Annotated in this window: 10 protein-coding genes and 2 pseudogenes; 10 read left to right on the forward strand and 2 right to left on the reverse strand. The window is 58.1% G+C overall.

The window, feature by feature from the left end; genetic code table 11:
* Positions 1–151: 151 nt before the first annotated feature.
* The 3 genes from PGR6_RS14215 to PGR6_RS14225 all read left to right on the forward strand — a co-directional run bounded on the left by PGR6_RS14215 (position 152) and on the right by PGR6_RS14225 (position 4,508).
* On the forward strand, positions 152–2,209 hold the full coding sequence (locus PGR6_RS14215) for a carbon starvation CstA family protein (protein ID WP_064617833.1): 2,058 nt from the start codon (positions 152–154) through the stop codon (positions 2,207–2,209).
* Positions 2,210–2,223: 14 nt separating this feature from the next.
* Entirely contained in the window at positions 2,224–2,421 is a 198-nt protein-coding gene (locus PGR6_RS14220; RefSeq protein WP_007938220.1) for a YbdD/YjiX family protein, read from the forward strand.
* A gap of 323 nt (positions 2,422–2,744) precedes the next feature.
* Complete coding sequence (locus tag PGR6_RS14225) at positions 2,745–4,508, forward strand: SulP family inorganic anion transporter (RefSeq protein ID WP_064617835.1); 1,764 nt, start codon at positions 2,745–2,747, stop codon at positions 4,506–4,508.
* A 75-nt stretch (positions 4,509–4,583) separates the two neighbouring features.
* Here PGR6_RS14225 and PGR6_RS29360 read toward each other — a convergent pair.
* Positions 4,584–4,694: pseudogene (locus PGR6_RS29360) on the reverse strand (ornithine carbamoyltransferase); the annotation flags it as partial.
* Between the two features lie 1,178 nt (positions 4,695–5,872).
* On the opposite strand from PGR6_RS29360, the gene PGR6_RS14230 reads away from it, so the two are divergent.
* The 4 genes from PGR6_RS14230 to PGR6_RS14245 all read left to right on the forward strand — a co-directional run bounded on the left by PGR6_RS14230 (position 5,873) and on the right by PGR6_RS14245 (position 9,854).
* Complete coding sequence (locus PGR6_RS14230) at positions 5,873–7,282, forward strand: circularly permuted type 2 ATP-grasp protein (RefSeq protein WP_007938225.1); 1,410 nt, start codon at positions 5,873–5,875, stop codon at positions 7,280–7,282.
* Between the two features lie 3 nt (positions 7,283–7,285).
* Positions 7,286–8,236 carry an alpha-E domain-containing protein gene (locus PGR6_RS14235; RefSeq protein ID WP_019578892.1) on the forward strand — a complete coding sequence of 317 codons (951 nt, stop codon included), beginning with the start codon at positions 7,286–7,288 and terminating at the stop codon, positions 8,234–8,236.
* Positions 8,233–9,030: a transglutaminase family protein gene (locus PGR6_RS14240; RefSeq protein ID WP_019578893.1), complete on the forward strand. Its 798-nt coding sequence runs from the start codon at positions 8,233–8,235 to the stop codon at positions 9,028–9,030. The genes PGR6_RS14235 and PGR6_RS14240 overlap by 4 nt, the downstream gene beginning before the upstream one ends.
* 80 nt (positions 9,031–9,110) lie before the next feature.
* Positions 9,111–9,854, forward strand: coding sequence for a proteasome-type protease (locus tag PGR6_RS14245; RefSeq protein WP_064617837.1), 744 nt, complete (start codon positions 9,111–9,113; stop codon positions 9,852–9,854).
* 80 nt (positions 9,855–9,934) lie between these two features.
* Here the strand turns inward: PGR6_RS14245 and PGR6_RS29370 are convergent.
* Positions 9,935–10,072 (reverse strand): annotated as a pseudogene (locus tag PGR6_RS29370) (OprD family outer membrane porin); the annotation flags it as partial.
* Positions 10,073–10,285: 213 nt separating this feature from the next.
* On the opposite strand from PGR6_RS29370, the gene PGR6_RS14250 reads away from it, so the two are divergent.
* The 3 genes from PGR6_RS14250 to PGR6_RS14260 all read left to right on the forward strand — a co-directional run bounded on the left by PGR6_RS14250 (position 10,286) and on the right by PGR6_RS14260 (position 13,317).
* Positions 10,286–11,017 carry a GntR family transcriptional regulator gene (locus tag PGR6_RS14250; protein WP_064617839.1) on the forward strand — a complete coding sequence of 244 codons (732 nt, stop codon included), beginning with the start codon at positions 10,286–10,288 and terminating at the stop codon, positions 11,015–11,017.
* 136 nt (positions 11,018–11,153) lie between these two features.
* Positions 11,154–12,443, forward strand: a complete 1,290-nt coding sequence (locus PGR6_RS14255; protein WP_018925910.1) for an MFS transporter — start codon at positions 11,154–11,156, stop codon at positions 12,441–12,443.
* A 28-nt stretch (positions 12,444–12,471) separates the two neighbouring features.
* Complete coding sequence (locus PGR6_RS14260; RefSeq protein ID WP_018925911.1) at positions 12,472–13,317, forward strand: amidohydrolase family protein; 846 nt, start codon at positions 12,472–12,474, stop codon at positions 13,315–13,317.
* The last annotated feature ends 86 nt before the right edge of the window (positions 13,318–13,403 follow it).

Here is a 13,403-nt window from a genome sequence, read left to right on the forward strand (position 1 = left end):
AACCGTCTACGTAGAACTACGTAGACGCCACGTACGTAGTAACGCGGATTTATTTGTCGACAGCATGGGTGGATATTGGGCCCGCTCCGCAAAGCGGACACAATTATAATAATTACCGCCGCAGTCACTGACTGTCGGCAGGAGACACGCTATGCCCCGTCTGGCTAAACACCTCGCCTGGTTTGCCGTGGCTGTCTTGGGAGCGTTTGCGCTAAGTGTCGTGGCCCTGCGCCGCGGCGAAGCCATCAACGCCCTCTGGATCGTAGTCGCAGCCGTCGCTATCTATCTTGTCGCATACCGCTACTACAGCCTGTTCATCGCCACCAAGGTGATGCAACTCGACCCCAATCGAGCCACTCCCGCCGTACTCAACAACGATGGTCTGGACTATGTGCCGACCAATAAACACGTACTCTTCGGTCATCACTTCGCAGCCATTGCAGGCGCGGGGCCGCTGGTCGGTCCGGTGTTGGCGGCGCAGATGGGCTATCTGCCCGGTACGCTGTGGCTGATTGCCGGCGTGGTGCTGGCCGGTGCGGTTCAGGACTTCATGGTCCTGTTCATGTCCACTCGCCGCAACGGCCGTTCCCTGGGCGACATGGTCCGTGAAGAAATGGGCCGCATCCCCGGGACCATAGCGCTGTTCGGCTGCTTCCTGATCATGATCATCATCCTCGCGGTGCTGGCGCTGATCGTGGTCAAGGCCCTGGCCGAGAGCCCGTGGGGCATTTTCACGGTGATGGCGACCATCCCGATCGCGATGTTCATGGGCATCTACATGCGCTACATCCGTCCGGGCCGTATTGGTGAAATCTCGGTGATCGGCGTGGCGTTGCTGCTCGGTTCGATCTGGCTGGGCGGGCAAATTGCTGCTGACCCGGTCTGGGCCAAAGCCTTTACCTTCACTGGACTGCAGATTACCTGGATGCTGATCGGCTACGGTTTCGTGGCGGCGGTGTTGCCGGTATGGCTGATTCTGGCGCCGCGTGATTACCTGTCCACGTTCCTCAAGATCGGTACCATCGTTGCGCTGGCGATCGGCATTCTGATCACCATGCCCGAGCTGAAAATGCCGGCATTGACCCAGTTCATCGACGGCACCGGGCCGGTGTGGAAGGGTGGGCTGTTCCCGTTCCTGTTCATCACCATTGCCTGTGGCGCAGTGTCCGGTTTCCACGCACTGATCGCTTCCGGCACCACGCCGAAGCTGCTCGCCAGCGAAGGCCATGCCCGTTACATCGGTTATGGCGGCATGCTGATGGAATCCTTCGTGGCGATCATGGCGATGGTGGCCGCTTCGGTGATCGAACCGGGTGTCTATTTCGCCATGAACAGCCCGGCGGCCCTTGTCGGCGCCGACGCTGTTTCGGTTGCACAGACAGTCAGCAGCTGGGGTTTCGCGATTACCCCGGAAGCGTTGCAAGCGGTGGCCAAGGACATCGGTGAAACCACCGTCCTGGCCCGTGCCGGCGGTGCGCCGACCCTGGCGGTCGGTATCGCGCAGATCCTGCACCACGTGCTGCCGGGTGAAAACACCATGGCGTTCTGGTACCACTTCGCGATCCTGTTTGAAGCGCTGTTCATCCTCACTGCGGTCGATGCCGGTACCCGTGCCGGACGTTTCATGCTGCAGGACTTGCTTGGTTCCTTCGTGCCGGCGCTGAAACGCACTGAGTCCTGGACCGCCAACCTGATCGCCACCGCCGGTTGCGTGGCGATGTGGGGTTACCTGCTGTACCAAGGCGTGATCGACCCGTTGGGCGGGATCAACACCTTGTGGCCACTGTTCGGTATCTCCAACCAGATGCTGGCCGGTATCGCGCTGATGTTGGCAACCGTTGTGCTGATCAAAATGAAACGCCAACGCTATGTGTGGGTGACCATGCTGCCAGCGGTATGGCTGCTGATCTGCACCACCACTGCAGGCTTCATCAAGCTGTTCGACGCCAACCCGGCGATCGGCTTCCTGTCGCTGGCGAAGAAGTACAGCGATGCCCTGGCCAACGGTCAGGTGCTCGCACCGGCCAAGAGCATTGAGCAGATGCAGCATGTGATCTACAACGCCTACACCAACGCGACGCTGACGGTGTTGTTCCTGCTCGTGGTGTTCAGCATCCTGTTCTTTGCGCTTAAAGTCGGCATTGCCGCCTGGGGCACCAAAGAACGTACGGATAAAGAAGCGCCATTCCATGCGCTGCCAGATGCTTGATCGAGGAGGGCAGCATGTTCAATGACCTGAGTCGCCTCGGTAAATACCTCGGTCAGGCCGCGCGCCTGATGGTCGGCATGCCCGACTACGACAACTACGTCGAGCATATGCAAACCGAACACCCGGACAAGCCGGTGATGAGCTACGAGATGTTCTTTCGCGAACGTCAGGAGGCTCGTTACGGCGGTAAGGCAGGGCCGAAGTGTTGCTGACCTGACAGCCAGGTTGATCCAAACCCTGTGGGAGATTCTATGTTGCAGGACAACCCTGCAACGGTCGATTCGGTTGGTATTCGCTCTGGTTTTTCATCAGGGCGAACGCCCCTCATGATCGCTGATCATGTTCTAGACTCACCGGGGGCCTGATGGAGTTAAACGTCAAGAGCAGAAGGGCCGTCCACGCGATCTGGATAAAACGAATGAGCGGTCTGCAAGAGAAGGCAGGCGGTTATCGCGAGCCGGATTATCCGTTGCGGCGAATTCCCGAAAAATTCTGACGGATTGCCGAGCGAGTCTCCGCCAAGGGCTGCATTGCCATGAGTCATTCGGATATTGTGCCTCCCGTCCCGGAACCGGGGCGGATTGCGCACCGCAAGTCGAACGACGGCCAGACCCTCTGGGACCGCTGGCTCCCGGGACTGCGTACGTTGCGCGGATACCAAATGATTTGGTTGCGCCACGACCTCGTGGCCGGACTGGTGCTCACCACAATGCTGATACCCGTCGGCATCGCCTATGCGGTGGCATCGGGCGTACCCGGTATTTACGGGCTCTACGCAACGATCGTTCCATTACTCGCTTATGCGTTGTTCGGTCCCAGCCGGATTCTGGTGCTTGGGCCAGACTCTTCGCTGGCTGCTGTCATCCTGGCCGTCGTCTTGCCACTGTCCGGCGGCGATCCGCATCGCGCAATCGCCCTCGCGGGCATGATGGCGATCGTCTCGGGGGTGGTGTGCATCCTGGCTGGCATCGCGCGTCTGGGCTTCATTACTGAGCTGCTTTCCAAACCGATCCGCTACGGATACATGAACGGGATTGCGCTGGTGGTATTGATCAGTCAACTGCCAAAGTTTTTCGGTTTTTCGATCGAAACCGACGGGCCGCTGAGAAATGTATGGGAGATCGCTACAGCAGTGATGGCTGGGATAACCAACTGGGCCGCGTTCACGGTGGGCGCAAGTACTCTGTCGGTGATCCTGCTACTCAAGGGCAATAAACGCGTGCCGGGCATTCTGGTCGCAGTGGCAGGCGCGACCGTTGCCGTTGGTGTACTGGACCTTGCAGCTCGCGCCGGGGTGTCGGTCCTGGGATCGCTCCCACAGGGGCTGCCAGCATTCGCCATTCCCTGGATCACCAGGGCTGATATCGTCCCCGTCCTGATTGGTGGTTGTGCCGTCGCCCTCGTTTCGTTCGCCGACACCAGTGTGCTCTCTCGTGTCTATGCGGCGCGGACTCGTACTTATGTGGACCCGAACCAGGAAATGGTCGGGCTCGGCTTCGCCAATCTGACCGCCGGGCTTTTTCAGGGGTTTCCAATCAGCAGCAGTTCATCCCGGACACCCGTCGCCGAGGCCGCAGGCGCGAAAACCCAATTGACCGGTGTCGTCGGTGCGATCGCCGTTGCCTTATTGCTGATGGTGGCGCCGAACCTGTTGCAGAACCTGCCTACCAGCGCATTGGCGGCAGTGGTGATCGCATCCGCCATCGGCCTGATCGAAGTGACCGACCTGCGACGAATCTATCGCATCCAGCGCTGGGAGTTCTGGCTGTCGATCGTCTGCACCATCGGTGTGGTCGTACTGGGCGCGATCGAGGGCATCGGCCTGGCCATCGTGATCGCCGTCATCGAGTTCCTGTGGGATGGCTGGCGCCCGTACTCGGCGGTTCTGGGCAGCCCGGAAAAGATCCGGGGTTACCACGATATCAAGCGCTATCCCGACGCGCGCCTTATCCCAGGCCTGGTTTTGTTTCGCTGGGATGCGCCTTTGTTTTTCGCCAATGCCGAGCTGTTCAATGACCGGGTACTGGACGCCGTGGCAACATCGCCTTCGCCCGTGCATTGGCTCGTTGTAGCGTCGGAACCGGTCACCAGCGTGGACGTAACTTCTGCCGATATGCTGGCTGAACTCGATGAAACCTTGCGTGGGGCGGGTATCAAGTTGTGCGTGGCCGAGATGAAGGATCCGGTCAAGGACAAGCTAAAGCGATTCGGGCTTTTCGCCAAGCTGGGCGAAACGGCGTTTTTTCCAACGATAGACGATGCGGTCGAAAGTTATCTCGTGATTTATCCAGTGGGTTAGCCCGCGCCAATGAGCTTCGCAGGCGGGATTTCCCGGGAAAGCAAAGCGCTCGTGGACGCTCGGATTTCACAGAACGAATGCCGGAAGGCAGTGCATGAACCGGGGGCGCGGGTTGCCGGTGGCTTTCATCAAGTCCGTGTTGACCTGGTACGGCAACAGTTGCTTGATACGTTCGGCCCAGGCTTTGCCAAGTGAGGTTCATCGTGCTGATCGAGAGGCGAGCTGCGGGAAATCGTTCCCGGCCACAAAGGACGGTTTGTAATCATTTCCAGAGAGTGCGGGGCATTGATTCGGGAGTTCAATCTCTCGACAAAAGACTCGGCACCATCAAGGCTGCGGAAGCTCGCCATCCACAGACCCATGTGAACCCACCAACAATTCTGTGCAGGGTCTTTTTCAACATAAATCTTCATTGACGGCGCTCCAAAAAGGCAGGAATCAATCATCCTGATGTGTGCAGGCTCATCCTTTGCTTTCTGAGTACGCTGGCGGTGAGCAATCCATGGCATTGCGTCGTTGCGTGCCCGACAGCGTGTACGCGATCAACCGGCAAACTATTGATCAGGATCAACTATCCTGATCTGTTTGCCCGCGGCCTGATGCCGTGCGTCGGACAGCAACTGTCTAGCTCAATGCCTATTGCGTTGTAGCTTGGCCATCGGGGCGTGGAATATGGTTTTGGCGTAGTACGGATGGTAAGGCTCAGTGTCGGGCCGTCCTCCATGCCTCACTACTTTGCAGCTTCGCTTCAGGCGTCATCTCCGGGTGCATTTTATTGACCATTAATAGTGCGTCGGTATTCATCAATGCGCCGCGCTGGACGCCTTGTATTACAAGCAGAATAAAAACAGTGAGTAGGAATTTCCCGCTTGTAGGGCATAAAACTCAAATCAGTTGCCAAATGCACCATTTTCGTCCGATCCAGAGTTGTGCAAGTTACAAGTGGAAAAACCGTTTCAGTAGTCTTATCGATTTTCGTCTCAAAAATGAAACGATGTGTCGCAATTCCGGCTTGTCTAAGGGTTTTTCCGGTTTTTATCGATCGTAACAATAGTTGGGCACAGCCCTTGCAAAAGTACTTTCAAACCACCGCTAGTGTGGTTTTTCATCGAAAAAAAATTATGGGGGAACGTTATAAATGGGGCGCCAGAAATCAAACCGCAAAGGCCAAGTCTCTGGCGTCGGAACGCGTCAACAGGTTGCCGAATTCACGCGGAATTTGTTTCCAAATGAGACAGGAAGTTAACGACGCACACTGAGGTGCTCAACAGAAACAGTACTCACTAAAACAACGTAAGGCCTGATTTTATTGAAATAGCGAAGTTATAAGAAAATGCCGTCTGTATCGCGGCAAGGAGTAGGGTATGTCCCGAGCTTTTTTTAACGAAATGTATGATGCGAGTGGTGGCTGCCGCCCACATTACCAGGAGTTCGCGCGTTGGTTGGCGGACACACCTCTGGAGTTGCTGGATCAACGTCGTCGCGAAGCCGACCTGTTGTTCCACCGAGCCGGCATCACCTTCACCTTATACGGGGACGAGCAGGGCACCGAGCGGTTGATTCCGTTCGACATCATTCCGCGCAGCATCAAGGCCAGCGAATGGCAAATGGTCGAGCGTGGCTGTATTCAGCGGGTCCAGGCATTGAACATGTTCCTGGACGACATCTACCACGGGCAACGTATTCTCAAGGAAGGCATCATCCCGGCCGAACAGGTATTGGCCAATGAGGGTTATCAGGTCGCCATGCAGGGCCTGAATCTGCACCGGGGCATCTACGCCCACATCGCCGGGGTCGATCTGGTCCGCGACGGCGATGGCAGCTACTACGTACTGGAAGACAATCTGCGCACTCCCAGCGGCGTCAGCTACATGCTTGAAGACCGCAAGATGATGATGCGTTTGTTCCCCGAACTCTTCGCCGCCCAGCGTGTGGCGCCGATCGATCACTACCCGAACCTGCTGCTGGACACCTTGAGGAGCTCCAGTCCGCTGGACAATCCCACGACCGTGGTGCTGACCCCGGGCCGCTTCAACAGCGCTTACTTCGAGCATGCGTTCCTGGCCCGTGAAATGGGCGTGGAACTGGTTGAAGGCGCAGATCTGTTTGTCCGCGACGATCACGTCTATATGCGCACCACCGCAGGCCCCAGACAGGTGGACGTCATTTACCGCCGTCTCGACGATGCGTATCTCGATCCACTGTCGTTCAACCCGGACTCCATGCTCGGCGTACCGGGCCTGATTGCCGCTTACCGCTCAGGCAACGTGGTGCTGGCGAACGCCGTCGGCACTGGTGTGGCCGACGACAAGTCGATCTATCCCTATGTCGGCGACATGATCCGCTTCTACCTCGCCGAGGAACCGATCCTCAAGAACGTGCCTACCTGGCAATGCCGCAAACCGGAAGAACTGTCCCATGTGTTGGCGAATCTGCCTGAACTGGTGGTCAAGGAAACCCAGGGTTCCGGTGGCTACGGCATGCTGGTCGGCCCGGCGGCCACGGCGGCGGAAATCGAAGACTTCCGCGCGCGCCTCAAGGCACGCCCCGAAGCTTATATCGCCCAACCAACCCTGTGCCTGTCGACGTGCCCGACCTTTGTCGAAAACGGCATCGCTCCACGCCACATTGACCTGCGCCCGTTTGTGCTGTCGGGCAGAGAAACCCGTCTGGTGCCCGGTGGCCTGACCCGCGTGGCATTGCGCGAAGGCTCGCTGGTGGTGAACTCGTCTCAGGGCGGCGGCACCAAAGACACTTGGGTAGTGGAGGACTAAGACATGCTTTCAAGAACCGCTTCGGACCTCTACTGGATGTCCCGTTACCTGGAGCGCGCCGAAAACCTGGCGCGCATGCTCGAAGTCAGTTACTCGTTGTCGTTGATGCCTCAGGCGGGGCGTACCGATGGCCGCGCCGAACTGGCAATGTCGCTGCTCGCCGCCGGTACGCTGGACGATTACAACGAGCGTTATGGAGAGCTCAACACCGAACGCATGTTGCACTTCTTCGCGCTGGATGAAACCAACCCCGGGAGTATCTATTGCTGTTTGCAAGCCGCGCGAGCCAATGCTCATGCCGTGCGCGGACGCATCACCGCCGACATGTGGGAGAACATCAACGCCACCTGGCTGGAGATGCGCAACATCGCCAGCAATGGTCTGGCGCGCTATGGCATCAGCCATTTCTGCGAGTGGGTCAAGGAGCGTTCGCACCTGTTCCGCGGTGCGACCTCGGGCACCATCATGCGCAACGATGCCTACTGCTTCATTCGCCTGGGGACTTTCCTTGAGCGGGCAGACAACACGCTGCGCCTGCTGGATGCACGCTACGAAATGTTCGGCGAGGAGTCGGAGGAGGTGAGTGACAACTCCGCGCGCGGCTACTACCAGTGGAGTGCCTTGTTGCGGGCCTTGTCGTCCTTCGAGGCGTTCAACGAGATCTACCGCAATGCGCCGGGCGCCGAGCAGGTCTCCGAGATGCTGTTGTTGCGTAGCGACGTCCCGCGTTCGTTGCACGCCTGTATCGAGGAACTGGACCATATCCTCGCCAGCCTGCCGGGCAGCAACGGGCGGGCCGCCCAGCGGTTGGCCGCCGAGTTGAATGCTCGGCTGCGCTACACCGGTATCGACGAGATTCTCGGCTTCGGTCTGCACCTTTGGCTGACTGACTTCATCTCCCAGGTTCGCCATCTCGGCCAGACCGTTCACGAGTCCTATCTGGAGGCCGTATGAAACTGTCCATACGTCACGACACCACCTACAGCTACGCCGATGAAGTCTGCACCAGCATTCAGTTCCTGCGTCTGACGCCGCAGAACAGTGAACGCCAGCGCATCCTGGAATGGCACCTGGAACTGCCGCGCCTGGTGCGCAGCCAGTTTGATCCGTACGGCAACATCCTGCATGTGTTGACGATGGACGAACCCCATGGGGCCTTGGTACTGACAGCTTATGGTCAGGTGGATATCGACTCGGACCGTGAGCTGGAGCGCGACAGCCAATCGCCTTTGCCGTTTTTGCGCACCAGTAAGCTGACGATTGCGGACGATGCCCTGAATGCCTTCGCCGTGCAGCACTGCGGCATACGGCGTGATCGAACGGCGTTGATCGACCTGATGCACGGCCTGGCCGACCATATGGTCTACAACCCGGGCGCAACCACCGTGGACACCACGGCCGCCGAGGCGTTTGCGGGCGGAGGCGGGGTCTGTCAGGACCACACTCACGCCTTCCTGGCCTGCGCCCGTAGCCTGGGGATTCCTGCGCGTTATGTCTCCGGTTACTTGTGCACCGAAGATGAAAACCACTTGGCCAGCCATGCCTGGGCCGAAGCCTGGCTCGACGATGGTTGGTACAGCTTCGATGTCACCAACCGGCTGGCCCGGCCCGAACGCCATCTGAAACTGGCGGTGGGCCTGGACTACCTCGACGCCTGCCCGGTACGTGGCATGCGTCGTGGTGGCGGGGCCGAGTCGATGCTGGCGCGGGTACAGGTAACGTCGCTGTTTCAGGTTCAGCACCAATAAGCCTGAAACGTTCATCGTAATTGGCCATGCCGTCGGGGAGACGGTATGGCCTTTCATCCAGAATTCACGAGTAAGCGCAAATGACTTATTGCGTCGCTATGCACCTGGCCGACGGGATGGTGTTCATCTCCGACTCACGGACCAATGCCGGTATCGACCAGATTTCAACGTTTCGTAAGTTGTTTATTTTCAGCACGCCGGGCGAGCGGCTGATTGTGTTGCAGACCGCGGGCAATCTGGCCACCTCGCAATCGGTGGTGAACTTGCTCAAGCAGCGTTGCAGTGGGCCTGGCCCGCACCTGTTGAATGTCCGCACACTCTATGACGCCACTGTGCTGGTGGCCGAAACCGTTCGCGAAGTTGTCGCCCGGGACCGTACCAAGTTGGCCGGCAAGACCGACTTGAGTTGCTCTTTTCTGGTGGGCGGGCAGATCGCGGAGGGGGCGATGGATGTGTACAGCATTTACCCGCAAGGCAACTTCATTCAGGCGACGGAGGACACGCCTTTCCTGCAATTGGGTGAAAGCAAGTACGGCCGACCGATACTCGATCGCAACCTCACGTACCGCACATCACTCGAAGAGGGCCTGCGCTGCGGGCTGATCTCGTTCGACTCGACCATGCGCAGCAACCTGTCGGTGGGTATGCCGCTGGATCTGCTGGTGTTCAGAAAAGACAGTTTTGGTGGTGCAAAAAGTTATCGCATCACGGCCGACGACCCGTATTTCATGCGTATCCGTATGCAATGGGCCGCCGGACTGCAAGACATGCTTGCCGCATTGCCGGAGCCGCCTGACGCTTACATGTCGGGGGGCTGCCAATAAAGCGCTGACTCTGCGTCAGCGCTGAAGTAAAGCGGCCGGGCCAGCGATTACCAAGTGCGCGATATCGTGATGTCGATTGGCTAAAGCAGCGGAATACTGTAGCTCACGATCAAGCGATTCTGGTCCTGGTCACGCGCCGCCTCGCTGTTGGACTTGCCGTTGCGCCATCCAAATCCGACACCTTTAAGCGTGCCGGACTGAATCACATAGTCCAGATCAAGCCCACTACGGACGCGACGCCAGAGGAGATTTTAGAACAGGCTGAGCGGGTAGGGCTCACTCGGATTGAGGCAGTGGGTCATTCCAGTTGACCTAGGCTCACCCACCTTTCGTCAGCGAGATCAGCAACCCTTGTTGACAGAAAAATGCATCAGGAGAATACTCGCCTCAAGATTCATATATATGACTAGATAACAAGGTGAATAAAGTCGATGAACTCCTTATCCAGCGATGTCCGGCTACCGCTTTATCAGCGCCTGCGAGATCAGTTGGCTGAACAGATTGCCAACAATCGTTGGCGTCCCGGGGAGGCCATTCCCACCGAGGCTGCACTTTCAGCGGAGTACCAACTGTCCACTGGCACCGTACGCAAAGCGGTTGACGCGCTGGTCAGTGAGGGCGTTCTTGAGCGTCAGCAAGGTCGAGGCACCTTCGTTCGCCGGCCGCAGTTTCAATCGTCACTGTTCCGATTTTTCCGCTTCCAGACCGCTGCGGGCGAGCGCCAGGTGCCGGAGAGTCGCATCTTGTCGATTGAGCCGGTGGCCGCACCCTCGGCGGTGGCCCAAACGTTAGGCCTGCCAATCGACGCACCGGTTATTCGCATTGTTCGCGTACGTCTTCTCGATATTCAGCCGGTACTTGCCGAAGAAATCTGGCTACCTCGCAGCCGGTTTCAGCCGCTGCTGGAGATCGACCTGAGTCGAAAAGGGCCGCTGTTGTATCCGATTTACGAAGAAGTCTGCGGTCAGGTCGTCGCTTCTGCCGAAGAAACACTCACCGCCGAGTCTGTAAACGACGTGCATGCGCGATTGCTGCAAGTAGCGGTCAACAGTCCCGTGGTGGTGATCGAGCGTCTGGCGCGTGACTACGCCGGGACGCCTCTGGAATGGCGTCGCTCCCGTGGGCATGCCCAGCATTTCCGTTACAGCGTGGATATTCGCTAGCGCCTTGCCTCAATAGCGGATCGCTCATCGGCGCCTGATCTGCGCCGTCTTCATCGTCTTGCTTGCCATGCCTGGCCTCGTAGCGGCGCGGTTCGCTTTCGGCTGCCTCACGTTTCACTTATAAGGATAAGAAATCATGTTCAGCTGGTATCGCCAAGTCACTCCTCGGGAGCGCAAAACATTCTGGGCCTGCTTCGGCGGATGGTCGCTGGATGCTCTGGAAGTACAAATGTTCGGCCTGGCCATTCCGGCGTTGATCGCTGCGTTCGCACTGACCAAGGGCGATGCCGGGCTGATCAGCGGCGTCACGCTGGTCACTTCGGCCATCGGCGGATGGGTAGGGGGGACGTTGTCCGACCGCTACGGCCGGGTGCGTACGTTGCAGTGGATGATTCTGTGGTTCTCCTTCTTCACCTTTCTGTCCGCCTTCGTCACAGGGTTCCATCAGTTGCTGATGGTCAAGGCACTGCAAGGCTTCGGCATTGGCGGTGAGTGGGCCGCCGGCGCGGTATTGATGGCAGAAACCATCAACCCGAAATACCGCGGCAAAGTGATGGGCACTGTGCAAAGTGCCTGGGCGGTCGGTTGGGGGCTGGCGGTCGGGGTATTTGCGCTGATTTATACGTTCGTACCGCAAGACATGGCCTGGCGTGTGATGTTTATCGTAGGCCTGCTGCCCTCGTTCCTGATCCTCTGGGTACGGCGTAATGTCGAGGAGCCTGACAGCTTCCAACGTTTGCAGAAAGAACACGCCATTCCACAGAGCTTCTTCAAATCCCTGGCCGGTATTTTCCGACCTGAACTGCTCCGCGTAACGCTGTTCGGCGGGTTATTGGGCTTGGGCGCACACGGCGGATACCACGCGGTGATGACTTGGCTGCCGACATTCCTCAAGACCGAACGCAACCTGTCGGTGCTGAACTCCGGTGGCTACCTGGCCGTGATCATCTTTGCCTTCTGGTGTGGCTGCGTTGTTAGCGGATTCTTGATCGACCGTATTGGCCGCCGCAAAAACATCGTGTTGTTCGCGTTGTGCTGTGTCGTCACCGTGCAGTGTTATGTGTTCCTGCCGCTGACCAATACCCAGATGCTGTTTCTGGGGTTCCCGCTCGGCTTCTTCGCGGCCGGTATTCCAGCGAGCCTCGGCGCGTTGTTCAACGAGCTGTACCCGGCAGACGTGCGCGGCGCCGGCGTCGGCTTCTGCTACAACTTTGGCCGAGTGCTTTCCGCGGTGTTCCCGTTCCTGGTCGGTCACATGAGCGACTCCATGTCGCTTGGGTCTGCGATTGGTATCGACGCCGGGATTGCCTATGGCGTGGCGGTGATCGCGGCACTTTGTCTGCCGGAAACCCGTGGACGCAGCCTCGAAGCCTCGAGTGCATCGGTGCCAGCAACGGTCAACGGCAACGAGAGTGCGCGGGCCTGATGCCCTTTACCTTCTATAGATGAACGCTATGACTGACACCTGTTCTACGCCGATCACCGGCATCGACTCCCATGCTCATGTGTTTAGCCGTGATCTATGCCTGGTCGGTGCACGGCGCTATACCCCTGATTACGACGCCACGCTTGAGCAGTATCTGACGCACTTGCACGCTCATGGTCTGAGTCATGGCGTATTGGTGCAACCGAGCTTTCTCGGCACCGACAATAGCTACCTGCTGGCGGCATTGAAGCAAGCGCCGGAGCAGTTGCGAGGAGTGGTTGTGCTGGAGCCAGGCGTCAGTCGCGCCATGTTGAATGACATGGATCACCTGGGCGTGGTCGGCGTTCGCTTGAACCTTATGGGTAAGGCGTTACCTGATTTTCGTAACAGTGCCTGGAGAGAGTTTTTTAGCCACATTGCTGATCTTGACTGGCATGTCGAGTTGCATAGGGAGGTAAAGGATCTGCCGGGACTGATCCATCAATTGACGCCGTTCGGTTTGAAGTTGGTGATTGATCACTTTGGTCGGCCGGATGCCAATTCGGGCGTCGATCAGCCCGGCTTTTGCGAGTTACTGGAGTTGGGATCGAAAGGTTCGATCTGGATGAAGGTATCGGGAATCTATCGTTTGGGAGGTACGCCGCAACAGAACATCAATTTCGCTCGAATGGCATTACCGCTGCTGGAACAAAGTTTCGGCCTTCGCCAGTTGGTGTGGGGCAGCGACTGGCCGCATACGCAGCATGAGCAAAGCATCGGTTTCAGCACCGTAGTCGATCAGTTGCAAGCCCTGGAGTGTTCGACGCAGGTTAGCTATTCGTTGCTGGTGCAAGTCCCTCGAAGGTTATTCGGTTTTGCGAAAGGCGAAAGCTGAAATTTACGCCTGCATTTGCAGATGACCATTCATCTCACCCATTTAAACGAATACATACAGAACATTCGAAGTGCGACCGTTGCAGT

Origin of the sequence: Pseudomonas sp. GR 6-02, assembly GCF_001655615.1 — a bacterium.
Classification (GTDB): domain Bacteria; phylum Pseudomonadota; class Gammaproteobacteria; order Pseudomonadales; family Pseudomonadaceae; genus Aquipseudomonas.

Bases quoted from the DNA above. Each gene is read 5' to 3' on its own strand.
- PGR6_RS14220 (WP_007938220.1), top strand. From the start codon at position 2,224: ATGTTCAATGACCTGAGTCGCCTCGGTAAATACCTCGGTCAGGCCGCG.
- PGR6_RS14225 (WP_064617835.1), top strand. From the start codon at position 2,745: ATGAGTCATTCGGATATTGTGCCTCCCGTCCCGGAACCGGGGCGGATT.
- PGR6_RS14215 (WP_064617833.1), top strand. From the start codon at position 152: ATGCCCCGTCTGGCTAAACACCTCGCCTGGTTTGCCGTGGCTGTCTTG.
- PGR6_RS14230 (WP_007938225.1), top strand. From the start codon at position 5,873: ATGTCCCGAGCTTTTTTTAACGAAATGTATGATGCGAGTGGTGGCTGC.
- PGR6_RS14250 (WP_064617839.1), top strand. From the start codon at position 10,286: ATGAACTCCTTATCCAGCGATGTCCGGCTACCGCTTTATCAGCGCCTG.
- PGR6_RS14260 (WP_018925911.1), top strand. From the start codon at position 12,472: ATGACTGACACCTGTTCTACGCCGATCACCGGCATCGACTCCCATGCT.
- PGR6_RS14255 (WP_018925910.1), top strand. From the start codon at position 11,154: ATGTTCAGCTGGTATCGCCAAGTCACTCCTCGGGAGCGCAAAACATTC.
- PGR6_RS14245 (WP_064617837.1), top strand. From the start codon at position 9,111: ATGACTTATTGCGTCGCTATGCACCTGGCCGACGGGATGGTGTTCATC.
- PGR6_RS14235 (WP_019578892.1), top strand. From the start codon at position 7,286: ATGCTTTCAAGAACCGCTTCGGACCTCTACTGGATGTCCCGTTACCTG.
- PGR6_RS14240 (WP_019578893.1), top strand. From the start codon at position 8,233: ATGAAACTGTCCATACGTCACGACACCACCTACAGCTACGCCGATGAA.